34 protein-coding genes and 1 tRNA gene are annotated in these 26191 nt (G+C 68.1%); 12 read left to right on the plus strand and 23 right to left on the minus strand.

Features of this window, described 5'->3' with window-relative positions:
• Positions 1-148 precede the first annotated feature (148 nt).
• Together PGN16_RS18940 and PGN16_RS18945 are read left to right on the plus strand one after the other, a co-directional pair.
• Positions 149-391 (plus strand): type II toxin-antitoxin system ParD family antitoxin, encoded by a 243-nt coding sequence (locus PGN16_RS18940; protein ID WP_443019684.1) that lies wholly within the window; start codon positions 149-151, stop codon positions 389-391.
• Entirely contained in the window at positions 381-668 is a 288-nt protein-coding gene (locus tag PGN16_RS18945) for a type II toxin-antitoxin system RelE/ParE family toxin (RefSeq protein ID WP_335310896.1), read from the plus strand. Before PGN16_RS18940 ends, PGN16_RS18945 begins: the two co-directional genes overlap by 11 nt.
• Here the strand turns inward: PGN16_RS18945 and cmk are convergent.
• Both cmk and aroA read right to left on the minus strand, forming a co-directional pair.
• Positions 665-1288: a (d)CMP kinase gene (cmk, locus tag PGN16_RS18950; RefSeq protein ID WP_335310897.1), complete on the minus strand. Its 624-nt coding sequence runs from the start codon at positions 1286-1288 to the stop codon at positions 665-667. The two genes, PGN16_RS18945 and cmk, sit on opposite strands and share 4 nt — an antisense overlap.
• Positions 1285-2622, minus strand: a complete 1338-nt coding sequence (gene aroA / locus PGN16_RS18955) for a 3-phosphoshikimate 1-carboxyvinyltransferase (protein ID WP_335310898.1) — start codon at positions 2620-2622, stop codon at positions 1285-1287. The genes cmk and aroA overlap by 4 nt, the downstream gene beginning before the upstream one ends.
• Positions 2623-2721: 99 nt before the next feature.
• On the opposite strand from aroA, the gene PGN16_RS18960 reads away from it, so the two are divergent.
• Positions 2722-3042 carry an FYDLN acid domain-containing protein gene (locus PGN16_RS18960; protein ID WP_335310991.1) on the plus strand — a complete coding sequence of 107 codons (321 nt, stop codon included), beginning with the start codon at positions 2722-2724 and terminating at the stop codon, positions 3040-3042.
• Positions 3043-3126: 84 nt separating this feature from the next.
• Positions 3127-3202, plus strand: a tRNA-Ala gene (locus PGN16_RS18965).
• Positions 3203-3561: 359 nt separating this feature from the next.
• Here PGN16_RS18965 and PGN16_RS18970 read toward each other — a convergent pair.
• Positions 3562-5355 carry a methyl-accepting chemotaxis protein gene (locus PGN16_RS18970; protein ID WP_335310899.1) on the minus strand — a complete coding sequence of 598 codons (1794 nt, stop codon included), beginning with the start codon at positions 5353-5355 and terminating at the stop codon, positions 3562-3564.
• Between the two features lie 240 nt (positions 5356-5595).
• On the opposite strand from PGN16_RS18970, the gene PGN16_RS18975 reads away from it, so the two are divergent.
• The gene (locus PGN16_RS18975; protein ID WP_335310900.1) at positions 5596-6804 is read left to right on the plus strand and encodes a carbohydrate porin; all 1209 of its coding nucleotides are present in this window, start codon (positions 5596-5598) and stop codon (positions 6802-6804) included.
• A gap of 106 nt (positions 6805-6910) precedes the next feature.
• Here the strand turns inward: PGN16_RS18975 and rpsD are convergent, their stop codons facing one another.
• Entirely contained in the window at positions 6911-7525 is a 615-nt protein-coding gene (gene rpsD / locus PGN16_RS18980; protein WP_335310901.1) for a 30S ribosomal protein S4, read from the minus strand.
• 180 nt (positions 7526-7705) lie between these two features.
• Between rpsD and PGN16_RS18985 the strand changes: the two genes are divergently transcribed.
• Positions 7706-8008: a chorismate mutase gene (locus PGN16_RS18985; protein ID WP_335310902.1), complete on the plus strand. Its 303-nt coding sequence runs from the start codon at positions 7706-7708 to the stop codon at positions 8006-8008.
• A 127-nt stretch (positions 8009-8135) separates the two neighbouring features.
• On the opposite strand, the gene PGN16_RS18990 is transcribed toward PGN16_RS18985, so the two are convergent.
• Positions 8136-8876, minus strand: coding sequence for a murein L,D-transpeptidase catalytic domain family protein (locus tag PGN16_RS18990; RefSeq protein ID WP_335310903.1), 741 nt, complete (start codon positions 8874-8876; stop codon positions 8136-8138).
• 212 nt (positions 8877-9088) lie between these two features.
• On the opposite strand from PGN16_RS18990, the gene PGN16_RS18995 reads away from it, so the two are divergent.
• Positions 9089-9664 (plus strand): L,D-transpeptidase family protein, encoded by a 576-nt coding sequence (locus tag PGN16_RS18995; protein WP_335310904.1) that lies wholly within the window; start codon positions 9089-9091, stop codon positions 9662-9664.
• A gap of 4 nt (positions 9665-9668) precedes the next feature.
• On the opposite strand, the gene PGN16_RS19000 is transcribed toward PGN16_RS18995, so the two are convergent.
• Positions 9669-10448, minus strand: coding sequence for a TSUP family transporter (locus PGN16_RS19000; protein ID WP_335310905.1), 780 nt, complete (start codon positions 10446-10448; stop codon positions 9669-9671).
• A gap of 54 nt (positions 10449-10502) precedes the next feature.
• On the opposite strand from PGN16_RS19000, the gene PGN16_RS19005 reads away from it, so the two are divergent.
• Positions 10503-11216: an NAD-dependent deacylase gene (locus tag PGN16_RS19005; RefSeq protein ID WP_335310906.1), complete on the plus strand. Its 714-nt coding sequence runs from the start codon at positions 10503-10505 to the stop codon at positions 11214-11216.
• Positions 11217-11362: 146 nt separating this feature from the next.
• Here PGN16_RS19005 and PGN16_RS19010 read toward each other — a convergent pair whose 3' ends face one another.
• Genes PGN16_RS19010 through PGN16_RS19020 form a run of 3 tightly spaced genes read right to left on the minus strand, consistent with a single transcriptional unit; the run spans position 11363 to position 13194 of the window.
• On the minus strand, positions 11363-12451 hold the full coding sequence (locus PGN16_RS19010) for an RluA family pseudouridine synthase (protein ID WP_335310907.1): 1089 nt from the start codon (positions 12449-12451) through the stop codon (positions 11363-11365).
• Positions 12448-12828 carry a fluoride efflux transporter CrcB gene (gene crcB / locus PGN16_RS19015; protein WP_335310908.1) on the minus strand — a complete coding sequence of 127 codons (381 nt, stop codon included), beginning with the start codon at positions 12826-12828 and terminating at the stop codon, positions 12448-12450. The genes PGN16_RS19010 and crcB overlap by 4 nt, the downstream gene beginning before the upstream one ends.
• A 36-nt stretch (positions 12829-12864) precedes the next feature.
• On the minus strand, positions 12865-13194 hold the full coding sequence (locus tag PGN16_RS19020; protein WP_335310909.1) for a DMT family transporter: 330 nt from the start codon (positions 13192-13194) through the stop codon (positions 12865-12867).
• Between the two features lie 92 nt (positions 13195-13286).
• Between PGN16_RS19020 and PGN16_RS19025 the strand changes: the two genes are divergently transcribed.
• Positions 13287-13508 carry a hypothetical protein gene (locus PGN16_RS19025; RefSeq protein WP_335310910.1) on the plus strand — a complete coding sequence of 74 codons (222 nt, stop codon included), beginning with the start codon at positions 13287-13289 and terminating at the stop codon, positions 13506-13508.
• A 128-nt stretch (positions 13509-13636) separates the two neighbouring features.
• On the opposite strand, the gene PGN16_RS19030 is transcribed toward PGN16_RS19025, so the two are convergent.
• The 7 genes from PGN16_RS19030 to PGN16_RS19060 all read right to left on the minus strand — a co-directional run bounded on the left by PGN16_RS19030 (position 13637) and on the right by PGN16_RS19060 (position 17826).
• Positions 13637-14206, minus strand: coding sequence for a glycine zipper 2TM domain-containing protein (locus PGN16_RS19030; protein WP_335310911.1), 570 nt, complete (start codon positions 14204-14206; stop codon positions 13637-13639).
• 97 nt (positions 14207-14303) lie between these two features.
• Positions 14304-14732 carry an OsmC family protein gene (locus tag PGN16_RS19035; protein ID WP_335310912.1) on the minus strand — a complete coding sequence of 143 codons (429 nt, stop codon included), beginning with the start codon at positions 14730-14732 and terminating at the stop codon, positions 14304-14306.
• Positions 14733-14841: 109 nt separating this feature from the next.
• A complete protein-coding gene (locus PGN16_RS19040) occupies positions 14842-15147 on the minus strand; it encodes a glycine zipper 2TM domain-containing protein (protein ID WP_335310913.1) in 306 nt (101 codons plus the stop codon).
• An 86-nt stretch (positions 15148-15233) separates the two neighbouring features.
• Positions 15234-15809, minus strand: coding sequence for a winged helix-turn-helix domain-containing protein (locus tag PGN16_RS19045; protein ID WP_335310914.1), 576 nt, complete (start codon positions 15807-15809; stop codon positions 15234-15236).
• 36 nt (positions 15810-15845) lie between these two features.
• Entirely contained in the window at positions 15846-16769 is a 924-nt protein-coding gene (locus tag PGN16_RS19050; RefSeq protein WP_335310915.1) for a transposase, read from the minus strand.
• Positions 16757-17683 (minus strand): hypothetical protein, encoded by a 927-nt coding sequence (locus tag PGN16_RS19055; protein WP_335310916.1) that lies wholly within the window; start codon positions 17681-17683, stop codon positions 16757-16759. The genes PGN16_RS19050 and PGN16_RS19055 overlap by 13 nt, the downstream gene beginning before the upstream one ends.
• Positions 17683-17826: a hypothetical protein gene (locus tag PGN16_RS19060; protein ID WP_335310917.1), complete on the minus strand. Its 144-nt coding sequence runs from the start codon at positions 17824-17826 to the stop codon at positions 17683-17685. Before PGN16_RS19060 ends, PGN16_RS19055 begins: the two co-directional genes overlap by 1 nt.
• 109 nt (positions 17827-17935) lie before the next feature.
• On the opposite strand from PGN16_RS19060, the gene PGN16_RS19065 reads away from it, so the two are divergent.
• From PGN16_RS19065 to PGN16_RS19075, 3 genes are read left to right on the plus strand one after another with little or no spacing between them, the layout of a single operon-like run.
• On the plus strand, positions 17936-18388 hold the full coding sequence (locus tag PGN16_RS19065; RefSeq protein WP_335310918.1) for a PaaI family thioesterase: 453 nt from the start codon (positions 17936-17938) through the stop codon (positions 18386-18388).
• Positions 18385-18768 (plus strand): PaaI family thioesterase, encoded by a 384-nt coding sequence (locus PGN16_RS19070; RefSeq protein WP_335310919.1) that lies wholly within the window; start codon positions 18385-18387, stop codon positions 18766-18768. The genes PGN16_RS19065 and PGN16_RS19070 overlap by 4 nt, the downstream gene beginning before the upstream one ends.
• Positions 18765-19400 (plus strand): trimeric intracellular cation channel family protein, encoded by a 636-nt coding sequence (locus PGN16_RS19075; protein WP_335310920.1) that lies wholly within the window; start codon positions 18765-18767, stop codon positions 19398-19400. Before PGN16_RS19070 ends, PGN16_RS19075 begins: the two co-directional genes overlap by 4 nt.
• Before the next feature lie 162 nt (positions 19401-19562).
• Here the strand turns inward: PGN16_RS19075 and PGN16_RS19080 are convergent, their stop codons facing one another.
• The 7 genes from PGN16_RS19080 to astD all read right to left on the minus strand — a co-directional run bounded on the left by PGN16_RS19080 (position 19563) and on the right by astD (position 26157).
• Positions 19563-20321, minus strand: coding sequence for a phosphoadenylyl-sulfate reductase (locus tag PGN16_RS19080; protein ID WP_335310921.1), 759 nt, complete (start codon positions 20319-20321; stop codon positions 19563-19565).
• Complete coding sequence (locus PGN16_RS19085) at positions 20314-20775, minus strand: DUF934 domain-containing protein (RefSeq protein WP_335310922.1); 462 nt, start codon at positions 20773-20775, stop codon at positions 20314-20316. Before PGN16_RS19085 ends, PGN16_RS19080 begins: the two co-directional genes overlap by 8 nt.
• The gene (locus PGN16_RS19090; RefSeq protein ID WP_335310923.1) at positions 20768-22399 is read right to left on the minus strand and encodes a nitrite/sulfite reductase; all 1632 of its coding nucleotides are present in this window, start codon (positions 22397-22399) and stop codon (positions 20768-20770) included. Before PGN16_RS19090 ends, PGN16_RS19085 begins: the two co-directional genes overlap by 8 nt.
• A 40-nt stretch (positions 22400-22439) precedes the next feature.
• Positions 22440-22736, minus strand: coding sequence for a DUF2849 domain-containing protein (locus PGN16_RS19095; RefSeq protein ID WP_335310924.1), 297 nt, complete (start codon positions 22734-22736; stop codon positions 22440-22442).
• Complete coding sequence (gene cobA, locus PGN16_RS19100; protein WP_335310992.1) at positions 22733-23521, minus strand: uroporphyrinogen-III C-methyltransferase; 789 nt, start codon at positions 23519-23521, stop codon at positions 22733-22735. The genes PGN16_RS19095 and cobA overlap by 4 nt, the downstream gene beginning before the upstream one ends.
• 289 nt (positions 23522-23810) lie before the next feature.
• Positions 23811-24725, minus strand: coding sequence for a DUF808 domain-containing protein (locus PGN16_RS19105; protein ID WP_335310925.1), 915 nt, complete (start codon positions 24723-24725; stop codon positions 23811-23813).
• Positions 24726-24747: 22 nt separating this feature from the next.
• The gene (astD, locus tag PGN16_RS19110) at positions 24748-26157 is read right to left on the minus strand and encodes a succinylglutamate-semialdehyde dehydrogenase (protein ID WP_335310926.1); all 1410 of its coding nucleotides are present in this window, start codon (positions 26155-26157) and stop codon (positions 24748-24750) included.
• Between the last annotated feature and the right edge of the window lie 34 nt (positions 26158-26191).

Below are 26191 nucleotides of genomic sequence, written 5' to 3' on the forward strand. Positions count from 1 at the left end.
GATGTGCGAAAAGGCGCGAAGGGCAAGCCGTCGCGCCGCGCCTCCGCGAGCCACAGCTCGCCGGACCGACGCGCCCTAGCCGAAAAGCGACCGGCAAGCAAGGTTGACAATCTTTGCCAATCAGCGGCATCGTTTCGTCATGGCCACGATGAACATCTCGCTCCCCGATGCCATGAAGGACTGGGTCGAGCAGCAGGCGGCGACCGGCCGCTACAGCAACTCCAGCGACGTCGTCCGCGACCTGATCCGTCGCGAACAGGTGCGCGCGGAGAAGATCGCGAACATGCAGCGGCTGGTGGACGAGGGCAGGGCGAGTGGCATTTCCCAGCGTTCGTTCGAACAAGTCGTCGCGGAAACCCGCGCGGCCTATCTGGCGAAACATGGCGGTTGAGCTTTCGGCGGAGGCCGATCGCGACTTGGCGGAACTGATCGCCAGCGGCCTAGAGCGTTACGGACTTGCCGCGTCGGACCGATTTGTCGCACGGCTACGAGAGGCGTTTGAGATGATCGACAGCTTCCCGCGCATCGCTCGGCTGAGGGACGAGATCGACGGCGCAACGAGAGGCTTCCCCGTCGGCGTGCACATCATATTCTATCAAGTGGACGATGCCGACGACGTCCTCATCCTCCGCATCCGCCACGGCCGCGAGGACTGGTCCGCCGATTAGCGCGACACCCGCGCATCCACCAGCGTGATCGCGCGCGAAACGGCGGCGTCGATCGACAGGAAGCTGGTGTCGAGTTCCATCGCATCCGTCGCCGCCACCAGCGGCGCGGTCGAGCGCGAGCTGTCGCGATCGTCGCGGGTGCGGATGTCGGCCAGCACCTGATCGTAGCTGATCGCGCTGCCACGCTTGTGGAGTTCGTCGTGACGCCGTCGCGCGCGGATCGTCGGCGTCGCGCGCACGAACAATTTGGCATCGGCATCCGGCGCGATCACGGTGCCGATGTCCCGCCCGTCGAGCACCGCGCCGCCGGGCTGGTGCGCGAAGCGTCGCTGCCGCTGGAGTAGCGCCGCGCGCACCAGCGGATGCGCCGACACGATCGAGGCGACCTGTCCGGTGGCATCGTCGCGCAGGATCGGGTCTGCCAGCAGTTGGTCGTCGAAGTCGCATGCCGCCACCGCATCGGCCTCGATCGCGGGATCGAGATCGAGCCGCGCTACCTGCGTCGCCACCGCGCGATAGAGCAGCCCGGTGTCGAGATGCGGGATGTCATAGTGGCGGGCCAGCGCGCGCGCGATCGTACCCTTGCCCGACGCCGCCGGTCCGTCGACCGCGATGATCATGCCGCGCTCCCCGACAATTGCGCGAGCTGCTGATAGAAGGCCGGGTAGCTGGTGGCGACCGGCGCGACATCGTCGATCGTCACCGGCTGGCGCGCATGCAGCCCGGCGACGGTCATGCTCATCGCGATCCGGTGATCGAGCTTGGTCGCGACCATGCCGCCGCCCGCGATCTTTTCGCCGCCCGATCCATGAACGGTCAGTCCGTCCTCATGCTCGTCGGTCGCGACGCCGTTCGCCGCCAGCGCGGCGCGCATCGCGGCGATCCGGTCGCTTTCCTTGACGCGCAGTTCCTCCGCCCCGCGCGCGATCGTCGCGCCCTCGGCAAAGGCGGCTGCGACGAACAAGGCCGGATATTCGTCGATCATCGACGGCGCCAGATCATGCGGCACCACGATGCCAGCGAGCGTCGCGTGCCGAACGCGCAGATCGGCGACCGGCTCGCCACCGACCACACGCGCATCGACTTCGGTGATGTCCGCGCCCATCATGCGCAGCGCGGTCAGCAGTCCGGCGCGGGTCGGGTTTAGCCCGACATTCTCGATCACCACGTCGCTGCCGGGCACGATCGACGCCGCGACCATCCAGAACGCCGCCGAGGACGGATCGCCCGGCACGACGATCGACTGCGGCTTCAGCTCCGCTTCGCCGGTCAGCGAGATCACGCGACCGCGCGGCCCCTGTTCGACGGTCAATTGCGCACCGAAGCCGGCGAGCATCCGCTCGCTATGATCGCGGGTCGGCACCGGCTCGATCACGCGCGTGATGCCCGGCGTGTTGAGCGCGGCGAGCAGCACTGCCGACTTCACCTGCGCCGAGGCGACCGGCAGCTCATAGTCGATCGGCACCGCCGGGCACGCCCCGCGCACCATCAGCGGCAGCCGCGTTCCCGGCGACGCCTCGATCGATGCACCCATCTGTGTCAGCGGCACCGTGACGCGCGCCATCGGGCGCGACGACAGCGAGGCGTCGCCGGTGAAGGTCGCGGTGATCGGATGGCTCGCGACCAAACCCATCAACAGCCGCGTCGAGGTGCCCGAATTGCCCATCTCCAGCGCCTGCGTCGGCTGGAGCAGCCCGCCGACCCCCACGCCATGAATGCGCCAGATCCCGTCGTCGCCGCGCTCGATCGTCGCGCCCATCGCGCGCATCGCCGCGGCGGTGGCGAGCACGTCCTCGCCCTCCAGCAACCCTTCGACCCGGCTCTCGCCGATCGCGAGCGCCGAGAGCATCAGCGAGCGATGGCTGATCGACTTGTCGCCGGGAACGCGGATCCGTCCTGTCAGCCGCGCGGGCGAGGGGACGGTGAACGGAGCGGGGGAGGAGGAATGCGCCATGCGCGCCGCGCCTTGCCAGCCGCCTTGCGCTATGGCAAGGCACGCGCCACTTCACAGGGCGACCTGTTTGATCCACCCATCCGAAAGGCTTTTCACGGCATGATCCAGCCGGAATGGGGCACGAAGCGTACGTGCCCGAAATGCGCGACGCGTTTCTACGACCTCCAGAAGAACGAGCCCGTCACCTGCATCAACTGCGGTTATGCGTGGGAGCCGGAGCCGATCCTGAAGTCCAAGCAACCGCTGCCCTTCGAGGCGGCCAAGCCCGACAAGGAGAAGATCGACTCCGATCTGGCCGGCGACGACGAGGATCTGGACACCGGTGAGGACGAGGAGCCCTCGGCCGACGACGAGGTCGATCTCGGCGGCGACGACGATCTGGGCGTCGAAACCAGCAACGAAGACGACGAAAACAACTGACCTTCGAAAAAGCTTGGCGAGCGGTGAAATTGCCGCTTGCCAAGCCGGCAGCCCCCGGTTAGTGGGCTGCCTCCCGGACGGAATGGGGCCGTAGCTCAGCTGGGAGAGCGTCGCAATGGCATTGCGAAGGTCAGGGGTTCGATCCCCCTCGGCTCCACCATTTCCGTCGTGAGTGCCTTCGTAGCGCACTTAAAGCTACTTCAAAGACATGGCGTTCTGACCGACTGTTACAGGCGTAGCAGATGGTGGAAACATGCGCAGCGTCCGTCACAACCAGCGCGAGCGACGGCGACCCACCCGTAAAATTCGTCGATGCCGAGTGACGAGCTTAGGCGTCTATCCGTGCGAAGCGTGATGTCGGAGCTTGTCCCGGCTGACGGTACGGCATCGGCGGCCCCCCGCCCCGGTGCTGAGCGCTGGCGCATCCTGATCCGGGTTCTCGGCGACCGACCTGAAGCGGGTCGCGGATCACGTCCGGGATGACAGGAGAGGAGAGCGGCCGGCGGATATCGATCGATTCTAAAATGCCGACCAATCTTCCTCCTGCGTCGCCAGTGCGGCGTTGCCGACGAAGCGTGGCGTTGGGCGACGCGTCTCGACCGGTGGTGGCGCCGCAGCGCGCAAGGACGGTGTGCCGATGCGGAAGCGGGCGATCTGGCGCGCCATGTCGTCGGCATCGCTCGCCAGGCTGCGCGCCGCGGCGGTCGCCTGCTCGACCATCGCGGCATTCTGCTGCGTCACGCCGTCCATTTCCGACACGGCGGTATTGACCTGTTGCAGCCCGGTCGCCTGCTGATCGGCGGAGGCGGCAATGTCGCCGACCAGGCCGTCGATCTCGGCGATCCGCTCGATAATCCGCGACAAGGCGGCACCCGTTTCGCCCACCAGCCGGACGCCTTCCTTCACCTGGTCGCTCGACGCGGTGATGCGCGTCTTCACGTCCTTCGCCGCGTCCGCCGAACGCTGCGCCAGCGCCCGTACCTCGCTGGCGACCACCGCGAAGCCGCGTCCGGCCTCGCCGGCGCGAGCCGCCTCGACCCCGGCATTGAGCGCCAGCAGGTTGGTCTGGAAGGCGATCCCGTCGATGACCGAGATGATCTCGGAGATTTCGGCCGACGTGCGCTCGATCCCGCCCATCGCCTCCACCGCATCGCGCACCACCGTGCCCGACCGACGTGCCTCGTCGGTCGCGCTGGACACCGCGCTGTTCGCACGTTCGGCACGCGCGGCGGTGCTGCGCACGGTGCTGGTGATCTCGTCCATCGCCGCGGCGGTTTCTTCCAGCGACGCCGCCTGCTGCTCGGTGCGCTGCGACAGATCGTCCGATGCCTGGCGAATGTCGCTCGCGCCATTGTTGATGCTGCTCGCCGACTGGACCACATGGCTGAGCGTCGCCTGTAATGCGGCGACCGCGGCGTTGAAATCGTCCTTGATCCGCACGAACGGTCCCGCCAGATCGGCATCCACGCGTGCGACCAGATCGCCTTCGGCCAGTCGCGACAGCGCCGTGCCGAAGCTGTCGACGATCAGCGACGTCTGCGCTTCCTTCGCCACTTCCGCCGCGATGAGCTGGTCGCGCAGCGCTGCAGTGGCTTGTGCCAATTGCCCCAGCTCGTCGCGCCGCCCGGTCGCGGGGATGGCGGCGTCCATCTGGCCCGAGGTCATGCGCTTCAGCACGTCGACCAGCGCCAGCAGCGGCGCGAGCAGATACCGGCGCGTCGCCACGCCTGCCGCGATCACCACCGCAAAGGTCGCCAGCGTCGTGATGCTCAGCAGGATGTTGGCGACCACCGCGGCGCCATCGGCGGCGGCGTTGACGTCGCGGACATGCGCCTCGATCGTGTCGGACAGGTCGCTCATCCCGCCCTCCAGCTTCTCGAAGGCGGCAAGGAAGGTGGGGAGCAGCGCCGACGCTCGCGCCGGATCGCTGGCCGCAGCGGCGGCGATCTTGTCCGCGCTGTCCAGATAGGCCGTGACCTGCGCCTGGAGCCGCGTCGCCTTTTCGGCGACGTCGGGCGCGGCGGCATAGGCGGCGTCGGCCCTGATCGCCTTGCGCAGCGTCATGCCATCATCGGCCAGCGATTTGCGGTTTTCGGCGGCATCGACATCGCCGACGCTCGTCGCGCGCAGGATCGACAGGATGTCGCCGCGCACCGCGTCGTGCATCATGTCGGCGGTCATGTGGTTGCGCAGCAGGGCGGAGGCGGCAGTGGCGCTGGCCCGCGCCGCGGCCTGACGATTGTTCGACCAGACCCCACCCGCACAAGACACAAGCACGAGCGCGGCGATCGCGGCGATGGTGATGGTCATCATTCGGTTGATCGACTGCACCTTGACCCTCGCTGACATGATCCGGCGGGCACTATAGTTCTGAAGATGATAACGGCTGGTTAGCCGTTGCTGATCATGAAGATGCATATTCTTACAATCGGCAATTCTACTTGCCGGGCCGCCCGCCCGGATGGTCAAGTCTTCTCGTATAGTGGCCGTTTACCAAGTCGTTGAACGGGAACTGCACTTTGTTGGTCTAGGTGCTGCGCGATCGTCAACTTCATGGGTCGATCGCTCGTGACTCCGAACCGGACTCGCAAGGCGTTGTCGCTGGCGATCGCCAGCCTCCTGATCGGAACACCGGCACTTGCGCAGGATGCTGGCGCCGCCGGACGCGCGCTGTCGGTGGACGTGACCTACAAGGCCGACGTGACCGGGGTCGCCGCCGGTGGCGTGGCGCGTGGCGTCCGCTATCTCGACAATCTCGACATCGTCGCGGAGGCCGATCTGGAAAAGATGGCGGGGTGGAAGCGGACCACCGCGCACGTCTCGCTGCTGAACAATTTCGGCGGTCGCCCCAACGATCTCGCCGGATCGATCCAGGGCATCGACAACATCGAAGTCGCGAACCCACACTTCAAGCTCTACGAGGCGTGGATGGAGACCGGTCTGGGTTCCCATGTCACGCTCCGCGCCGGGCTATATGACGTCAACAGCGAATTCTATCAGAACGACGCCGCGGGGTTGCTGGTGTCGCCGATGTTCGGCGTCGGCTCGGAACTGGCGGCGACCGGCACGAACGGCCCGGCGATCTTTCCATCGACTGCACTCGCGCTGCGGCTGAAGGCGACGACGCGGGACGCTTATGCTTCGGTCGCGGTCATCAACGCGCGCGCCGGAACGCTCGGCGACGAACACGGTATCGATCTGTCGGGGCGTGACGGCGCGCTGCTGATCGGGGAGGCCGGGTGGACCGGGCGCGGAAAGCTGGCGGTCGGCGCCTGGCATTATACGCAGCGCCAGCCGACGATCATCCCGCCGGGCCTTACTCCCACCGACCAGCGGCGCTATTCTCAGGGCGTGTATGTGCTGGCCGAGCAGGGTTTGCTCGGCAAGGACGACGAGACCAGCCGTTATCTGGTCGGCTTTGTCCGGCTCGGCGTGTCGGATGGCACCACCACGCCGTTCCGCGGCGGTTGGCAGGGCGGGGTCTTGCTCAAGCGGCCGTTTGCGAGCCGCCCCGCCGGCGTCTTCTCGCTGGGGGCAGGGAGCGGCGCCCTGTCGCGCAATTACCGGCTCAGCAATCCGGCCGATCTGCCCCCGCTGCGCGATGCCGAGACGATCCTGGAGGCGACCTATAGCGATGAGGTGGCGAAGGGCGTCACGATCCAGCCCGACGTGCAATATGTCATTCACCCATCCGCGAATCCCACGATCCGCAACGCGCTGGTGCTGGGCGTGCGCTTGACGATCGGATGGGCGAACCACTGACGGCCGCCCGGTCAACCTATCGACATGAAAAAAGGGCGACCCCGACGGGGCCGCCCTTTTTCTTGGCCGGGGATCGGCGGCACCATCGGCCGCCGAACCGTAGCGATCAGCGCGAGTAGAACTCGACGACCAGATTCGGCTCCATCTTCACCGGATAGGGCACTTCGTCCAGCGTCGGGACGCGAACCAGCGTCACCTTGGTGTTGCCGTCCTGCGCCACGTAATCCGGCACTTCGCGCTCGGCGAGGTTCTGCGCTTCCATGACCAGCGCCATTTCCTGCGCCTTGCTGCCCAGCGAGATCTCGTCGTTGATCGAGCAGCGACGCGACGCGACGTTGCACTTCACGCCGTTGACGCGGATGTGGCCGTGGCTGACGAGCTGACGTGCGGCCCAGATCGTCGGCGCGAACTTGGCGCGATAGACGATCGCGTCGAGGCGACGCTCGAGCAGCCCGATCAGGTTCTGCGAGGTGTCGCCCTTCATGCGCGACGCTTCCTCATAGGCGTGACGGAACTGCTTCTCGGTCACGTCGCCATAATAGCCCTTGAGCTTCTGCTTGGCGCGCAGCTGGATGCCGAAGTCCGACACCTTGCCCTTGCGGCGCTGACCATGCTGGCCGGGGCCGTATTCGCGCTTGTTGACCGGGCTCTTCGGACGGCCCCAGATGTTCTCGCCGAGACGACGGTCGAGCTTGTACTTGGCGCTATGGCGCTTCGACATGTAATTACCTTTGCAATAGGCGAACGACGTAGGTCCCGGTCTCGCGCCACACCTCGAAAACGAGGTGCAGGCCCGCCGCTTCACCGGGATGCGGGGGCGATTGCGAAGCGGCGCGCCTAGCCGGGCAGGCCGCGCAAGTCAAGCTGGACAGACGCCGCGCCGGACGCCAAGCAGCGCGGCATGAGTGAAATCCTGCCCGGCCAGCGTTGCACCACCATGAGCGAGGTCCGCACCGGCGTCGATGCGCTGGATCGCGAACTGGTCGCGCTGCTGCGTCGTCGCTTCGACTATATGGATGCCGCCGCGCGTATCAAGCCGACCCGCGGCGCGGTGCGCGACGAGGCGCGCAAGGCGCAGGTGATCGCGCAGGCGCGTGACGAGGCGGAGCGGCTCGGTCTGCCGGGCGAGGCGGTCGCGACGATGTGGGAAACGTTGGTCGAGGCGTCGATCGCCTACGAACTCGCGGCCTTCGACGCGCGATAACGATCGAACATAAAAGATGAAACGTCGCCCCGGACTCAATCCGGGGCGACGTTTCATCTTGTTCCTGTCGGCCCGCGTTGTTCAGGCGGGACCCCGGATCAGGTCCGGGGTGACGGAGAGCGTGGCCTCAGACCTTCGCGGCGTAGATCATCCGCCCCGGCCCGAGCCGCTCGAACACCTCGGTCAACTCGTTCTCGCCGACCGCGAAACATCCCTGGCTGCGTCCCAGCATCCCGCGCTCGCGGATCATGTCGGGATTGGCATACCAGGCCGCGTGCACCACGATCGCGCGATCCAGCGCATTGTTGTTGGTCGCATCCAGACCGATCAGCCGCTGCGACCGCCCATGCTTGCCGACGTAATAATCGGCCGTCGCGAACGCGCCCTCGCACGAGGCGTTGGAGCCGTTCTGGTTCGAGAAACGCTGCACATAGCCGGTATGCGCCGGATCCGAGCCGCTGCCGTGGGCGACCAGCTTCGACACGGTACGCCCGTCCTCGAGGTTGATGAGGTGGAAGCGCGGCGCACTCGACCCCGCCGAGAAATCCGCCACCGCGATCCGGTCGCGCTTGGCGATCTGGCTGCCGTGCCGCTCCAGCGACGCGAGCGCGCGCTTCAGCAATTGTGGATTGACGCCGGGTGCGTTGATCACCGGCTGCGTCGTCGCGCTGGCGACCGCGGGCTGCGTGACCCGCGTTGCCGAAGGGTGGAAGAAATCGTCCGGGATCAGCGACTCCGGCGTCCCGCGGCGTGCGCGGTCGCGCATACCGGCCGACACCGCACCCGGGATCATCAAGGCGCCGACGAACAATCCGCCGGTCTTCAGCAAAGCACGGCGTGACGACACCGTATCCTGCGACTGCATCATGAGTAACGTAAATCCCCGCTCCAATGACCGTCATGTAGCATGGAACAGGTTAATTATCGTCAACGTTAACTGCTGTTTGCGCCTGATCCGGCCGCATTTGCCGCAGATGATGAACGCTTCGTCGCCCGGCACCGAAACGGTCGCGGCGCGTTGACTGATCGATGTGTGCCGGATGGGCCGGCCACCGCAACGAACGTCAGAAGGCCGTCGCCATGCGCCGAATCGCTTCCTTTCTGCTCGCCGCACTGCTGACGACCGTCGTTGTGGCCCCGGCCTCGGCCGACGGGGGCGAAGCGCTGGCGATCACCGAGGCGGCGGCTACGCTGCCGCCCAATCGCTTTATCTGGACCGGTGCGGCAGACGGTCCGGGACGGGTCAGCGTGCTGATCTCGATCCCCGACCAGCGCGCCTATGTGTTCCGTGGGCAGCAACTCGTCGCCGCCTCGTCGGTGTCGACCGGGTCGGACGATCGCCCCACCCCGACCGGCACCTTCACGATCCTGCAGAAGAAGGCGCAACACCGCTCGAACCTTTACGACGACGCGCCGATGCCGTTCATGCAGCGGCTCACCTGGGACGGGGTCGCGCTTCATGCCGGGCGCAATCCGGGCTTTCCGGCGTCGCACGGCTGCATCCGGCTGCCGACCGCCTTCGCGAAGAAGCTGTTCGGCGCGACGCAGCTCGGCGCGACGGTCGAGGTCACCGACGAAGCCTATGTCGCCGGCGCGTTCCTCCCCAGCGGCGATGCCGAAGACACCGCGCACGCCAATGTCTATGCGAGCCGTTGAACTGCTACCTACCCAGCCACGCCCATAACGGGTTGGCCGGGTCGGACAGCAGCTTGATCGTGAGCGCGATCGACATGACCACCAGCAGCAGTCGCACGCCCTTGCCGCCGAAGCGCAGCGCCGCCCACGCGCCGCACTGATTGCCCGCGACGTTGGCCGCCGCCATCGCACCGCCCAGCAGCCACAGCACCTTGCCGCCCGCGATCATCGCGGTAAGCGCGGCGATATTCGTCGCAAGATTGAGGAATTTGGTATTGGCGATCGCGCGCACCAGCCCAAGCCCGCCGAGCGCGACCAGCGCGGTCGTCAGGAACGATCCGGTCCCCGGCCCGAAGAACCCGTCGTAGAAGCCGAGCAGCGTCGTGACCCCGGTCAGCCCGGCACGCCCGAGCCGGGCATGCCGGTCGGACTCGCTCATCGGCGGCGCGAGCAGGAAATACAGCGCCATCGCGATCAGCAGCACCGGCACGAACGCCGCCAGAAAGCGTGGATCGACGTGCTGCACTGCGACTGCGCCCGCCACCGATCCGCCGAACGCGCCCATCGCGGGCAAAACGAAGCGGCGCAGGTCGACATGGCCGGCCCGCCAGAAGGTGAGAAACGCCGACCCGGTGCCGACGGCGCTCTGCAACTTGTTGGTCGCCAGCGCCGCAACCGGCGGGATACCCGCCGCGAGCAGCGCCGGAATCGTCAGCAACCCGCCGCCCCCCGCCAGCGCATCGATCGCGCCCGCGACGAACGCGACGAGGACGAGGAAGGCGAAGAGGTCGGGGGCGAGATGCATGAGCGCGGGCCTAAGCGGCTTTGCCGGGGACCGCCAGACGGGTAGCATGGCCCGATGCGCAACATCGTCATCCTCACCGGCGCGGGCATCTCCGCCGAAAGCGGCATCGCCACCTTCCGCGGGCCGGGCGGCTTGTGGGAAGGCCACCGCGTCGAGGACGTGTGCACGCCCGAGGCGCTCGCGCACGATCCGGCGTTTGTGCATCGCTTCTACGATCTGCGGCGCGCGGCGCTGGCGACGGTCCTCCCCAATGCCGCCCATGACGCGCTGGCGCGGCTCGACCGGCAATGGCGCGGCGAGCTGCTGATCGTCACGCAGAATGTCGACGATCTGCACGAGCGGGCGGGGGCGCGACGGCTGCTGCACATGCATGGGGAGTTGCGCTCGACGTTATGTGCCGCGTGCGGCGCACGGCGGCCGTGGAGCGAGACGCTGCCGCCCGGGAGCGTCTGCTCTGATTGTCAGGCACCGGCGCTACGGCCCGACATCGTCTTCTTCGGCGAGATGCCCTACCAAATGGAGCGGATCGACGACGCATTGTCGCGCGCCGATCTGTTCGTGTCGATCGGCACGTCGGGCGCGGTCTATCCGGCAGCGGGATTTGTCCGGCTGGCGCGACACCATGGGGCGGCGACCCTGGAGCTGAACCTCGATCGGTCCGAGGGGAGCGCATGGTTCGACGAGACGCGGTTGGGGCCGGCAGGCACGCTGGTGCCGGCGTGGGTCGATGAGGTTCTGGCGGCGAACCCGCCGTCGTCCGGGACGTGATCGAAACCTCTGCGAAACTCACCCGTCATGCCGGACGTGTTCCGGCATCCACCGATCCGCGAGCGCGCAAGCCGTTGATTCGTGGATCAATGGACCCCGGAACACTTTCGGGGCCGACGAAGCAATGGAAGGCTGCCTTCCGTCCCTTACTTCGCCGAACCGCGTCCGCGCCGTTCGCCACGGCGCTCCTTGCGCACCGTCTTGGCATGGGCGCGGGCACGCGCCTTCTTCTCCTCGCGCGTCGGGGGCAGCTTGACGTCGAGCGGCATCATGTCGCCCGCCATGACCTCGAACCCGAGGCTCGCCAGGCTCTCGCTGAAGTGCGTCGGCAGCTCCGCGGTGACGTCGATCTCGCCGCCGTCGGGGTGATCGACACGGATGCGGCGTGCATGAAGGTGCATTTTACGGCTGATATTGCCGGTCAGGAACGCCGCGGGACCGCCATATTTGCCATCTCCGACAATCGGGTGGCCAATGGCGGCCATATGCACGCGCAACTGGTGCGTGCGCCCGGTAAAGGGTTGCAGCTCGACCCAGCAGGCGCGGTTGCCGGCGCGCTCGATCACGCGGTAGCGGGTGCGCGCCGGCTGGCCGTTCTCCTCGTCGACGTGCATCTTCTCGCCGCCGGTGCCGGGCTGCTTGGCGATCGGCAGCTCGATCATCCCGTCGTCGATCGACGGCACGTCCACCACCAGCGCCCAATAGACCTTCTTGGCGGTGCGGCTCGAGAAGCTCTTGGCGAAGGCCGCGGCGGCACGTGTGCTGCGCGCCACCAGCAGCGCGCCCGATGTGTCCTTGTCCAGCCGGTGGACCAGCTTCGGCCGACCCTCCGCCTCATACTGAAGCGCGTCGAGCAGCCCGTCGACATGCTGGACGGTCTTGGTGCCGCCCTGCGTCGCCAGCCCCGGCGGCTTGTTGAGCACCAAGGCGGCAGGGTCCTTGTGGATCACCAACTCGCGCGCGAACGCGGCCTCGTCCTCGCTCAGCGGCGGGCGCTCGCGCTTCGGGCGCTCCTCGGCGCGCTCGGGCTCGGCGGGGGGCACGCGCAGCACCTGCCCGGCCTGGATGCGGTCGCCGGGGCCGACGCGCGCGCCATCGACGCGCAACTGCCCGGTGCGCGCCCATTTCGCGACGGTGGTGAAGCTGGTGTCAGGCAGATGCCGCTTGAACCAGCGATCGACGCGGATGCCGTCGTCGTCATAGCCGACGGTGAACTGGCGGACGGCGTCGCTCATGCCGGCACCCGCGTGAGCGCGAGCCCGGCGAACAGCGCGACGATCGCACCGGCCACCGACAGCAGGACATAAGCGAGCGGGGCCACCAGCGCGCCGCGCTCGATCATCCCGACGACATCGAGCGCGAAGGAGGAGAAGGTGGTGAAGCCGCCGAGCACGCCGATGCCGAGCAGCAGGCGCCACGTCTCGCCACCGGCGCTGGTGTTGCGCGCGAGGACGCCGACGAGCAGCCCCATCAGCAGCCCACCGACGATATTGACGGTCAGCGTGCCCCACGGCCAGCCGGTGCCGAGCGCCAGCGTCATCGCGCGCCCGGTCAGATAGCGTGCGCCGGAGCCGATCGCACCGCCCGCCATGACAAGAAACAGGGAGTTCATCGCCGCGCCCTATCGTGTTTCGGCGCGCAAGGGAAATCAGCCGTGTGCACTGGACGAGAACAGGTTCATGACCAGCACCCCGGCGACGATCAGCGCCATTCCCGCGATCGCCGCGGCGTCGAGCCGCTGGCCGTGCCAAAGCCATGCCACGGCGGTGACGAGGATGATCCCGACCCCGGACCAGATCGCGTAAGCGATACCGGTCGGCAGCGTTCGCAACGTCAACGATAGGAAATAGAAGGCGATCCCGTAACCGACGACCGTGACCAGCGTGGCCCACGGCCGTGTGAAGCCGTCCGATTGCTTCAGCGCGGAGGTGGCGGTGACCTCGGCGACGATCGCGACGAGCAGGAGCAAATAGGCCATGTGCCACCTTGTCGCGGGTTCCTCGCGGCTTGGCGAGCCGCTACGTGTGTCTTGCTCTTGCAAGACACCGGGCGAGGGGCCATGTTCGCCCCATGCTGAACCTGATTTCGATCGCCATCGGCCTGGTCGCGCTCCTGCTCGGGATCGTGCCGTTCCTGCCGTTTCTTGCCTGGGGCTATTGGTTCGTCATTCCGATCGCGGTGGTCGGCGCGGCGATCGGCGCACTGTCGTCGCACAATAGCGGGCGGAACCTCAATCTGGTGCTGATCCTGATCTTCGGCCTGCGCCTGATGCTGGGCGGTGGGTTGATCTGATCGCCCACTCGTCATTGCGAGCGTAGCGAAGCAATCCAGGGCGTCCTGATTCAGTCCTGGAATGCTTCCGCTACGCTCACGGTGACGATGGGAACGCACGCGCCCGGCTCATCACCGGGCGCCTTGGTTCAACGGCAGACCACCTGTCCACGATCGACCTGTTGGCCGAGCAGCGCCCCGCCGCCCGCGCCGATCAGCGTGCCGAGCAGCCGCGAACCGCCGCCCGCAATGATGTTGCCGAGCGCGCCGCCCGCCAGACCACCGACGATCAACCCGGTCGTGCCGTCGTTGCGGCGGCAATAGTAACGCCCATCGTTGCCGCGATAGATGCGGTCGTTGCGGGTCAGCGCCCGCTGCCGATAATAACGCCCGTCGCGATAATAGCGGTCGGCATAATAGCGCCGCTGACCCGGTTCGAGCCGGTTATAGTCGTAACGCCCCGATTGACGCCAGTCGCGCAGCCGGTCGTTGCGGTCGCGCCGCGCGTCGCGGACGTTGTCGCGATATTCGCGACGGGCGTTGCGCACGTCGCGCCGCGAGTCCGCAACGCGCAGGTCTTCGCGATATTCCTTTCGTGCGTCGCGCACGTCCTCGCGATATTCGCGGTTCGCCTCGCGCGGGCGCTGCGCCGCTGCCGGCGTGACCGACAGCGACGTCAGCGCCGTGGCTCCAAGTACCGCCGCCATGATGATACGCATCACATGTCTCCTTCGCTTGATCAGCGTTAGGCCTGAACGACGACGGAGCGTGGCGGTTGCGTGAACCCAAGACTACTTTGCGTTCACTTTCAGGACATTATTGCTCAAGCTGGTGCGTCAGGCTGATCTCGGTGTTCAGCAGCTTGGAAACGGGGCAGTTCGCCTTGGCCTCTTCGGCGATCCGCGCGAACTCTTCCTGCTCGATGCCGGGCACCTTCGCCTTCAGGTCGAGCTTCGAGGAGGTGATCGTGAAGCCGTCGCCATCCTTGTCGACGGTGACGCGCGCGTTGGTCTCCAGCGTGCCGTCGTTGTAGCCGGCACCGGCCAGCGCGAAGCTGAGCGCCATCGTGAAGCAGCTCGCGTGCGCCGCGGCGATCAGCTCCTCGGGATTGGTGCCGGGACCATCCTCGAACCGCGATCCGAAGCCGTAGCGCGTGTCCTTCAGCACGCCCGACTGGGTCGAGGTCCAGCCGTTGCCGTCCTTGCCGAAACCTTCGTAGCGCGCCGATCCGCTGCGGGTGGGCATGTCCTGCTCTCCTTGTCACACGAAAAAGGGCGCGATCCGTGTCCCGGATCGCGCCCCACAAACGTCCATCGGCGCATAAAGGCGCACCGACGGTGCTATTTTCGGGTCATCAGCGGCACTGGCGCTTCCCGCTGCGCTCGATCTCACGCCCTGCCAGTGCACCGCCGACGCCGCCCAGCACGGTGCCCAGCGTCCGGTCGCCGCGCGTATCGATCGTGCGACCAAGCAGGCCACCTGCGACCGCACCGACCACCAGCCCGGTGGTGCCGTCGGGCTTGCGGCAGCGCAGACGGCCGTCATTACCGCGCCATTCGCGATACTTGTAGCGGCGCTGCGCATCGGCATCGACCGTCGTCGCCATCAGGGTGGGGGCAACCATCGCCGCCGCGCCGAGGGCGAGCATGAGCGTACGCATGAAACATTCTCCCGTTCATTCAATCGTGATGCGACCGAAACGTCCCTCTTTTAGCGCAGTTGCATGAACCTGTAACAACATCGCATTCATCTTGGGACAGGGGTCGTGTCGTCGGGGACGAGGCGGTAGCCACGGCCGCGATCGGTCAGCAGCATCGGTGTCAGGCCATCCCGCTCCAGCTCGGCGCGCAGCCTCGAGACATGCACCGCCAATACGTTTGTGCCCGGATCGAAGCGCAGGCCGAACAATGTTTTGTGAAGCTCCGCCCGCGCGACGGTGCGATTGCAATGCCGCGCCAGCAGGTCGAGCAGCGCATATTCGCGTGGGAGCAGGGCGAGCGGCCGGCCACCGCGCGCCGCGGTCCGCGCGATCCGATCGATACTTAGTGAGCCGATCGTGACCATCGCCGCCGGGGCGAGCAGCCGTCGTGCGCGCAACGCGATGATCGCGTCCGAACCGCTACTGGCATCGTCGGCGCCGGCCAGCAGCGCGGCCTGCTCATCCGCCTCGCTCGTCGCGACCGCAAGGATGCGCGCGGCCGGGCAGCTGCGTGCGTCGGCAAGCGTCCGCGCAGCGACGATCGCCACCGTCGCGGTCGGTGGTTCGACTGGCGTCAGCCCAATCGCCCGCAACGCCGCGAACAGCGTCGGTCGATCGATCAATACGCACACCGCCACGACCGGCGGGCTAACGCCACGTCATGCGTCGGGAAGCGCGCTCGCCTCCGATCTGGAGCGGCTTTCGCCAGCATGGGTCAATACCCGCCTGGCGACGTCGGCGACCAGCGGACTGGGATCGTCGATCGCGCGCTCTGCCAGCGCAATGCGATCATGGCCCGCTGCGGTCGCAGCGCGCAGCGCGGTGGCGCGCATTCGTGGGTGCGGATGCCGCAGCGAGAGGTCGGCGGCCAGCGCCACGCCGGCTTCGCCGCCCAGCCGCGTCGCCAGCGTCACCAATGCCTCCGATCCGGTGACGGTCATCGCCTGCGCCACGACGTTGCGGGCGGTATCGAAGCGATATTGCGTTCGCCAGCCTTGCGCCGGCGTCGCGCCGAGTACGTTCAGCGACACCGAGAAGCGATCGGGTGGCCGCTGGACATGCACGTCATGGTGCGCGCGGTAGAGTAGCAGTCGACCGGGGCTCAGCCGCTCGCGCGCATCGTACACCAGTCGCGCCGGCTCATCCGGCAGCCCGGCGACCGCGCCGTCGAACCGGTAATAGTCGCTCCAGTAACCGGGTCCGAGATAGCCCACGGTCAGGAACGAGAAATTGTGATCGTGCGGCAAATCGTAGAAGAACGGCGCGGTGCCGCCGGCTTTCACCACCGCGTCGTCGCTCGCCGGCCAGAAGGCGGCGCGGATCGCAAAGCGTGCCGAGGGTCGGCCCAGCATCAGCACCTGTGCGCCGTAGCGATTGTCGCGCTGTCCGGCGAAGCGTTGCTCCAGTTCGGCAATTGCGAGATCCGCGAGGAAGGACCGGTTCCGCCCGAGCCGCGCCAGCCATGGTCCCATCGCCGCGAACGAATCCTCATCGCGCGGATCCCAGCGCTCCGCCTCCAGCGCCTCGATCAGATCGTCGAGCGTGATCGCCGCGCCCCCGCCCGGCGCGATTACGCGCGGCATTGGCGTGCCTCCACGAGCGGCAGCGTCGCGCGCGCTGCCGCGCGCACTTCGGGGTGCGGGTCGGTGGCGGCGAGCGTGCGCAGGCGCGGCAAGGCCGTGGTGGCATCCAGCGCCAGCCATTCGCGCATCGCCGCCCAGCGCAGGTGGAACGCAGGCGCATATGTCGCGGCCTCGAAACAGCCGGCGGCGTCGCGTCGGCCTTCGTGGCGCAGCAGCGTTAGTAACAGCCGGGTGCGCGACTGGTCCTGATCGGTCGCGCCGACGCGCAGCAGGTGACCGGAGTCGCGCGCATATTCGCGCACCAGCCCCGCGGTGCGGGTCGCGAAGGTCAGCGCGACCACCTCGCCGCCGGTGCCCTCGATCAGATGCGCGCGGGTACGGCCGTCGATCGTGACGACATCACCGTCGTGCAGCGTCAGCGGCGGCATGGCGGCGAGCGGTGGCGCTTCGGCAGCGCGGAACCGCGCATTGGCCTCGCCCGCGTGCCAGCGCAGCAGCCGCGCGCCATTGGTTACCGGATAGCGGGCGACCATCAACCGTCCCGACGCCACGAGGGTCGTCTCCGTGGTGGGTGTCGCCAGCGCCGCGCCGTCGAACACCGTCGCGCTCAGCATACCCGCGGGCAGTTCGAGCAACTCGACCGTCGTGCGCAGCCGGTCGCGCGTCACGCGCAACGGCGGCTCGAACCACGGATCGTTCGCCAGCGCGGCGATTAGCGGGACCAGCAATGGGGTGATCCAGTCCGCATCGTGGAGAATGTCCCGCGCCGCCTCCGCCACCGCGTCGACCGCCAGCGGATCGGCGTCCGCGAAGGCGGCGCGAAGGTGCGCGACGGGTGCGCTGGCGAACCAGTCCTGCGCGACCCGTTCGGAGCGCCGCTCGGCCGCTGCCCACGCCGCTGCGGTGGGCAGCATCAGCGCGGCTGGCGCTGCGTCATGATGACGATCGCGGTGATGTATTCGCACGTATGGTCAGCGACCTCCTCCAGCGCGCGGATCGCGCCGTTGTTCGCGACCGGCGTGTCGAGTTCGGGAATGTCGTCGATGTCGATCGGCATGGCGTCGGGCTCCGTGGATGAGCCCTGTATCTCGACGCTGGTGGCGGTGCGGCGTTAGTTAAAAGGATGCAACGTTGCGCACGTGCGGCGGGCGTGTAGAGGGCGAGCGATGGACTGGGATCCGACCACGATCACGCGCTACCTGCTGGAAATGCCCTCGGTGGCCGGGCACGGCGGGCGGCTGGGGCAGCGCTATCACGCGCATGGCGACGGATGGGTCGAGGTGGCGCAACCGTGGCACGCCGACCTGGTCGGCGACGAGGAGAGCGGGGTGATCGCATCCGGCCCGATCATCGCGCTGATGGACATCGCGACCAGTCTGGCGGTGTGGCACCGCGTCCGCAGCTTCGTCGCGCATGCCACGCTCGACCTGCGCATCGACTATCTGCGCCCGGCGCGCCCGCACCAGATTGTGATCGGGCGCGGCGAATGTCTGCGCATCACCCGCTCGATCGCGTTCACGCGCGGGATCGCGCACGACGGCGACCCGGACGACCCGGTCGCGCATGTCGCGGCCACCTTCATGGCCACCGCCGGCCATTATCCGCGGGTCGGGGCATGAGCTTGCCGCCCTATGCCCGGCTGCTCGGCGTGACGCTGGAGCTGGTCGACGACCTGCCGGAGATCGTGATGCCGTTCGGGCAGCACGTCGTCGGGCGACCCGGTTTCCTGCAGGGCGGGGCGATCGCCGGGCTGCTGGAGGTCGCATCGGTGGCCGCGCTGCGCCACGCGCTGGCCGGTGAGACGGCGCGGATCAAGCCGATCAACGGCACGGTCGATTTCATGCGCGGCGGACGCGATCATGTCACGCGCGCGGCGGGGGAGATCACGCGGCTGGGTGCGCGCGTCGCCACCGTGACCGCGATCGCATGGCAGGACGATCGCGCGCGTCCGATCGCCAGTGCGCGGATGAACTATCTGATCGAGCGCGCCGACGGATGACGCCGCCGCTCGATCCGGTGGTGCTGCTCCCGGCGTTCGCGCCGTGGCTGGACGTCGCCGGGCTGGCGGTGTTCGCCGCGTCGGGCGCGCTGGCGGCGGCACGGCGCGCGCAGACGCCGGTGACGCTGGCGTTCTTCGCGCTGGTCACCGGCGTCGGCGGCGGGACGGTGCGCGACCTGCTGATCGGCGCGCCGGTGTTCTGGGTGCATGATACGCGGGTGGCGGCGGTGTGCCTGTTGATGGCCGCGGTGATCTGGACCACGCCGGAACGCTGGTGGCGCGGTGCGGCGCTGGACTGGTTCGATGCGGTCGGGCTGGCCGCTTATGCGGTCTACGGCGCGGCCAAGGCGCTCAGCTATGGCGTGCCGCCGCTGCCGGCCGCGCTGATGGGGGTGGTGACCGGCTGCGTCGGCGGGATCATTCGCGACGTGCTGGCGGGCGAGCCGTCGATCCTGATGCGGCCGGAATTGTACGTGACCGCCGCGGCGCTGGCGGCGGGCTGCTACGTCGGGCTGCGCGAAGTGGGAATGGTGCCGTGGCATGCGGCGGTGATCGCCGCGATTGCGGGCTTCGCGCTGCGGGCGGCGGCGATCCGGTTCAAGCTGGGGCTGCCAGCTTATGGCGAACGGTAGACACCTGTCGCCCCTGCGCAGGCAGGGGGCCATGTCTTTACCGTCGCGATGCACCATCTGTCACAAAGTGAGCGGTCGCCGTGACGGGCGTCTGGGCAGGACGACACAGCGATGGGCCCCGCCTGCGCAGGGGCGACGCAACATAGGTGGAACGCCGGGCGCTCAGAACGCCGGTTCTTCGCCCGGCTTTTCCGCGACATGGATGCCGCATTCGACCTTGTCCCAGCCGCGCCAGCGCCCGGCGCGCGGGTCTTCGCCCGGACGGACCTTCGACGTGCACGGTGCGCAGCCGATCGACAGATAGCCCTGCGCCTCCAGCGGGTGGCGGGGCAGGTCGTGCTCGGCGAAATAGCCGTCAAGCTGCTCCTTCGACCAATCGGCGAGCGGGTTGATCTTCAACCGGCCCTCATCCTCCTCGAAGCGCGGCAGTGCCTTGCGGGTCTTCGCCTGAAAGCCCTTGCGGCCCGAGATCCACGACTGGAACGGCAGCAGCGCGCGGCGCAGCGGCTCGACCTTGCGCAGGTCGCAGCAGCCGTCGGGATCGTAGGACCAGCGCAGCCCCTTCTCGTCCTTCAGCCGCAGCAGCCGCGGGTCGGGGCGGAACACGCGCAGGTCGGTGAGCCCGAGCCGCTCGGACAATTCGTCGCGATAGGCCAGGGTCTCGCCGAACATCTTCTGCGTGTTGGTGAAGATCACCGGCACGTCGCGGTCGACCGAAGCGATCATGTGCAGCAGCACCGCCGATTCGGCGCCGAACGACGACACCGCCGCGATCCGGCCCGCCAGCTCGCCGGTCAGCAATTCACGCAGCATGTCGGGCGCGGACACGCCCTCGAACCGCTCCTGCATCGCCGCGGCATCGGCGGCGGTGAAGGCGGGGCGGACGTCGATGATGTCGAGATCGTGGGCAGGCTCACCCATGGCGCAATTTCCAGACCGGGACCGCCGCATCGGCGGCCTTTTGATAGACATGGTCGTAGCGCTCCAGCGAGCGCTTGAGCACGACCGGGTCGACCGCGGCGTGTGGCGCGAAGGCGTCGAAGCCGCAGCGGCGCATCAGCGGGATCTGGTCGACCAACACGTCGCCCTCGGCGCGCAGCTCGCCGGCATAACCCGCTTCGCGCAGGATCCGCGCGACCGAATAGCCGCGCCCGTCGCGGAACGTCGGGAACGACACCTCGACCAGCGCCAACCGGTCGAGATGCGGGATCAGCGCGCGCGCATCGTCGCCCGGTTCGATCCGCACCGCGGTTGCGTTCGACTGGCCGGCGAGAAAGGCGTCGAGCGTCACCGCCGGCTCCTCATGCGCGCCGCCGTCGCGGAAGCGCAGATGCGCGCGGTCGTCGATCACGTCGACCTCGAACGCATCAACCATAGATCGCCTCCTTGAACGGCTGCATGCCCACGCGGCGGTAGGTGTCGACGAAGCGCTCGCCGGTCTCGCGTATGCGGACATAGGTGTCGGTCACGCGCTCGATCGCATCGACCACGCCGTCCTCGTCGAAGCCCGGGCCGGTGATCTTGCCGAGCGAGACGTCCTCCGCGCCCGAACCGCCGAGCAGCAGCTGGTAATTTTCGGTGCCCTTCCGGTCGACGCCGAGGATGCCGATGTGCCCGGCGTGGTGGTGGCCGCAGGCGTTGATGCAGCCGCTGATCTTGAGCTTCAGTTCGCCGAGATCGCGCTGGCGATCGAGATCGGCGAAGCGCTGCCCGATCTTCTGTGCGAGCGGGATCGAGCGCGCATTGGCGAGCGCGCAATAATCGAGCCCCGGGCACGCGATGATGTCGCTGATCAGATCGAGATTGGCGTCGGCCAGCCCGGCCTCGGCGAGCGCCTCCCACACCGCCTTCAGGTCGGCGATGCGGACGTGCGGCAGGACGATGTTCTGCGCGTGCGTGACCCGCAGCTCGTCGAAGCTGTAGCGCTCGGCGAGGTCGGCCATCACGTCGATCTGCTCGGCGGAAGCGTCGCCGGGGATGCCGCCGATCGGCTTGAGCGAGATGGTGACGATCGCATGGCCCGGCTGCTTGTGCGCGCGGACGTTCTGGTCGAGCCACACCGCGAAGTCGGGGTCGCTGCGGTCCGCGACCGCACCGCTGTCGGCGGCGAAGGCAGGCGCGGCGAACATCGCGCTGATCCGCGCCAGTTCGGCGGCGGGCGGATCGATGCCGAGCTGGCGGACCTGTGCGAACTCTTCCTCAACTTCGGCGCGATACTTGTCCGCGCCCAGCTCGTGGATCAGGATCTTGATCCGCGCCTTGTAGATATTGTCGCGCCGGCCGTAGCGATTGTAGACGCGCAGGCACGCCTCCAGATAGCTCATCAGCTGGTCGGCGGGGATGAAGTCCTTGATCTCCGGCGCGATCATCGGGGTGCGGCCCATGCCGCCGCCGACGAACACCTTCGCGCCGAGCACGCCGTCGCGCTCGAGCAATTGCAACCCGATGTCGTGGAGCCGCATCGCCGCGCGATCCTCATCGGCGGCGATCACCGCGATCTTGAACTTGCGCGGCAGATAGCTGAACTCGGGGTGGAAGGTGCTCCACTGCCGCAGCAATTCCGCGAACGGGCGGGGGTCGGTCACTTCGTCGGCGGCAGCGCCCGCGAATTGGTCCGAGCTGATGTTGCGGATGCAATTGCCGCTGGTCTGGATCGCGTGCATCTCGACCGTCGCCAGCTCGGCGAGGATGTCGGCGGCGTCCTCCAGCTTGATCCAGTTATACTGGATGTTCTGGCGGGTGGTGAAATGGCCGTAGCCGCGGTCGTACTTGCGCGCGACATGCGCCAGCATCCGCATCTGCCGGGCATTGAGCGTGCCATAGGGCACCGCGACGCGCAGCATATAGGCATGCAGCTGGAGGTAGAGCCCGTTCATCAGTCGCAGCGGCTTGAACTGATCCTCGCTCAGCTCGCCCGACAGCCGACGCTGGCACTGGTCGCGAAACTCCTCGACCCGCGCATCGACGATCGACTGGTCATATTCGTCGTACTTGTACATCGTTGCTTCCTCGATCCCCGCGCAGGCGGCGGGGAGGGGTTCAGATCACCCAGTCGCCCGCAAGGGCATCGGCGGGCTTGAGCGTCAGATCGGGGCGGACGGTCGGGCCGAGCGCGCGGATCCGGTCCTTGATATGCGCCGGACGCGGGCCGTCGGGGGTCTCGCTGGCCTCGATCACGTAAGGAACGTTGACGCGCCGCGCCGCCTCTTCCTCGCGCGCGATCGCCTCGGCGCGTTCACCGGCGTCGCCGGCCTCGGCGATGTGGCGCGACCAGCCGTGGCCGGTCCACCAGACCACGTCGCCGCTCGCCAGATCGTTGCCGGTCACTAGCCTCATGCCATCGTCTCCGCCACCTTCGCATAGCCCGCCAGCCGGTCCTCGGCGTCGGACAATTCCACCACTTCGCCGACGACGATGATCGCCGGGCTCGCCACCTGCTCGCGCGCCACCATCGCGCCGAGATCGGCAAGCAATGTCCGCAGCGCGCGGTGGCCGGGCAGCGTGCCCTTTTCCAGTACCGCGACCGGCATATCGGGCGCGACGCCATCGGCCATCAACTTGTCGGCGATCGCCTCGGCGGTCGCGACGCCCATGTAGATCACCAGCGTGCGGCCCTGTCCGGCGAGCCCCGACCAGTCCTGATCGGTCAGCCCCTTGCATTGGCCAGCGACGAAAGTGACCGCCGAGCTGTGGTCGCGATGGGTGAGCGGCAGCATCGCCTCGGCGGCGCAGCCGAGCGCGGCCGACACGCCCGGGATCACTTCGACGGCCAGCCCGGCGGCGCGCACCGCCTCGACCTCCTCGCCGCCGCGCCCGAAGATGAACGGATCGCCGCCCTTCAGCCGCACGACGACGCTGCCCGCCATGACGTGCGCGACGATCAGCGCGTTGATCGCCTCCTGCGGCAGCGTGTGGCGCGCGCGGCGCTTGGCGACCGAGATGCGATGCGCCTCGGGCGGGGCGAGATCGAGGACGCGCGGGTCGATCAGCCCGTCGTGGACGACGACGTCGGCGCAGCGCAGCGCCTCGACCGCACGGACGGTGAGGAGGCCGGGATCGCCGGGGCCGGCACCGACGAGGATGACGCGACCGCGCGCGTCGGGATCAAGAAGCGTCGCCATGATGGCATCGCACATGGGGCAGGGCGGCGGGCGGCGCAATCGAGCGATGCTTGGCGGTGGCGTAGGATTGGTTTTGTGGTGGTTGTTTCTGGGGCGGACACAGCGGCGTTTGGCCTGGGTGCGCTGTGGTGGCTGATTGAACAGACATGGGCCCCTGCCTCCGCAGGGGCGACAGCGCTTGTTGATCGCGCCCTTCCCGCTTCCACCGTCGCCCCTGCGGAGGCAGGGGCCTATGTCTGTCGAGTTGAAGCGCAACGCCGTCCCGCAAGGGACAGACGTGTGTCACCCCTCAACGCCGCGCCGCATGAACCTTGTGCAACACCAGCGCGATCACCCCGCCGACGATCAGCCCGAACACCCCCGCGATCCCCGCGCTGATCAGCCAGCCAAGCGCCCCGCCACCAGCGCCCTCGGCGAGATGGTGGACGAACGCGGCCGGCGCCGGCACGCCGACGTCGGCGGCATTGTGGATCAGCAGGTCGCCGCCGACCCACAGCATCGCGGCGGTGCCGATGACGGTCAGCACCCGCATCAGCACCGGCACGCCTTTCACCAGCCCGCGTCCGATCGCCTGCGCCGCCGTCGAGGGCCGCTGCGCCAGATACAGGCCGACATCGTCCGCCTTCACGATCAACGCGACCACGCCATAGACACCTGCGGTGATCAGGACCGCGACGATCGCCAGCGTCACCGCCTGCGTCAGCAGCGGCTGGTCGGACACCTCGCGCAAGGCGATCACCATGATCTCGGCGGACAGGATGAAGTCGGTGCGGATCGCGCCCGACACCTTCTGCTTCTCAAGCGCGACCGGATCGGTCGTCACCGTTTCCTCGTCCGCACCATGCCCGCCGGACACCGCCTCGATCACCTTTTCCGCGCCCTCGAAGCACAGGAACGCGCCGCCCAGCATCAGCAGCGGCGCGAGCGCCCAGGGCGCGACCGCGCTGAGGATCAGCGCGGCGGGCAGCAGGAACAGCAATTTGTTGCGGATCGAGCCGAGCGCGATCTTGCCGATGATCGGCAGCTCGCGCTTCGGCGACAGGCCGACGACATAGCGCGGGGTAACCGCGGTATCGTCGATCACCACCCCCGCCGCCTTCGTCCCCGCCTTGGTGGCGGCGGCGCCGACGTCGTCGAGCGACGCCGCGGCCAGCCGCGTCAATCCGGCGATATCGTCGAGCAGCGCGACGAGTCCGCTTGCCATGTCGTTCGATCCCTTTCTGAAATCAGGCGTCGGCGAGGCCGATGCCGATCGTCGCGCGCGCGGCCTCGGCCTCGTTCGAGACGACCGGATAGGCGCAATAATCGGCGGCGTAATAGGCGCTGGGGCGGTGGTTGCCCGACCAGCCGATTCCGCCGAACGGCGCGGCCGACGAGGCACCGTTGGTCGGGCGGTTCCAGTTGACGATCCCGGCGCGCGCCCCCGCCCAAAAGCGGTCGAACAGCGCCGGCGTCTGGCTGATCAGCGAAGAGGACAGGCCGTAACGGGTGTTGTTCGCTTCCGCGATCGCGCCGTCGAAGTCGTCGGCGCGGATCACCTGTAGCAGCGGGCCGAACAGCTCGATGTCGGGACGGTCGCCAACATCGGTGACGTCGATGATGCCGGGCGTCACGAACGGCCGATCCTCGACCGGGCGCGCCATGTGGTGGATCGGGCGGCCGCCCTTCATCATCAGCGCGAGGAAGCTCTCGGTCAGCCCGTCGGCGGTGTCATTGTCGATCACCGGCCCCATGAACGGCGCCGGATCGTCGTGCGGCGCACCGACGATCAGCCGGCGGGTCAGCGACGCCAGCTCGGCAAGCAACGGTTCGGCCAGGGACTCCTGCACGATCAGCCGTCGCGCGGCGGTGCAGCGCTGCCCGGCGGTGGTGAAGGCGGACTGGACGATCAGCACCGCGGCGGCGTGCAGGTCGGGGGTGTCCCACACGAGGATCGGGTTGTTGCCGCCCATCTCCAGCGCGAGAATCTTCTCGGGCTTCTCCGCGAAGGCGCGGTTGAGCGCGATCCCGGTGCGCGCCGAGCCGGTGAACAGCAGCCCGTCGATCCCGTCGTGCGCGGCCAATGCGCGGCCCTCGTCGGGGCCTCCGATCACCAGCCGCAGCGTCTCGGAAGGCACCCCGGCGGCGTGGAAACAATCGACCAGAAACGCGCCGGTGGCGGGGGTTTTCTCCGAGGGTTTGAAGACGATGGCGTTGCCCGCGATCAGCGCGGGGACGATGTGGCCGTTGGGCAGATGCGCGGGGAAATTGTACGGCCCCAGCACCGCCAGCACGCCATGCGGCTTGTGGCGCAGCGCCATGCGGGTGTTCATCGGCGCGTCGAGCCGGCGCTGCGCGGTGCGCTCGGCATAGGCGCTGACCGAGATATCGACCTTCGCCGCGACGGTGTCGACCTCGGTGCGCGCCTCCCAGAGCGGCTTGCCGGTTTCGCGCGCGATCAGGTCGGTGAAGGCATCGGCGCGCTGGCGGACGACATTGGCGAAGCGGCGCAGCGTTTCGATGCGGAACGACAAGGACTTGGCCGCCCATGGCACGAAGCCGGCGCGCGCCGCCGCCACCTCGGCATCGACGTCGCTCGTCTCCGCACGCCACAGTTCCGCGCCGGTGGCGGGTTCGAAGGAGATCAGCTCAGCCATGCCGCTGGTCTTAGCCGTAACTTTCACCGCGGCG

The organism is Sphingomonas phyllosphaerae (genome assembly GCF_036946485.1).
Classification (GTDB): domain Bacteria; phylum Pseudomonadota; class Alphaproteobacteria; order Sphingomonadales; family Sphingomonadaceae; genus Sphingomonas; species Sphingomonas phyllosphaerae_E.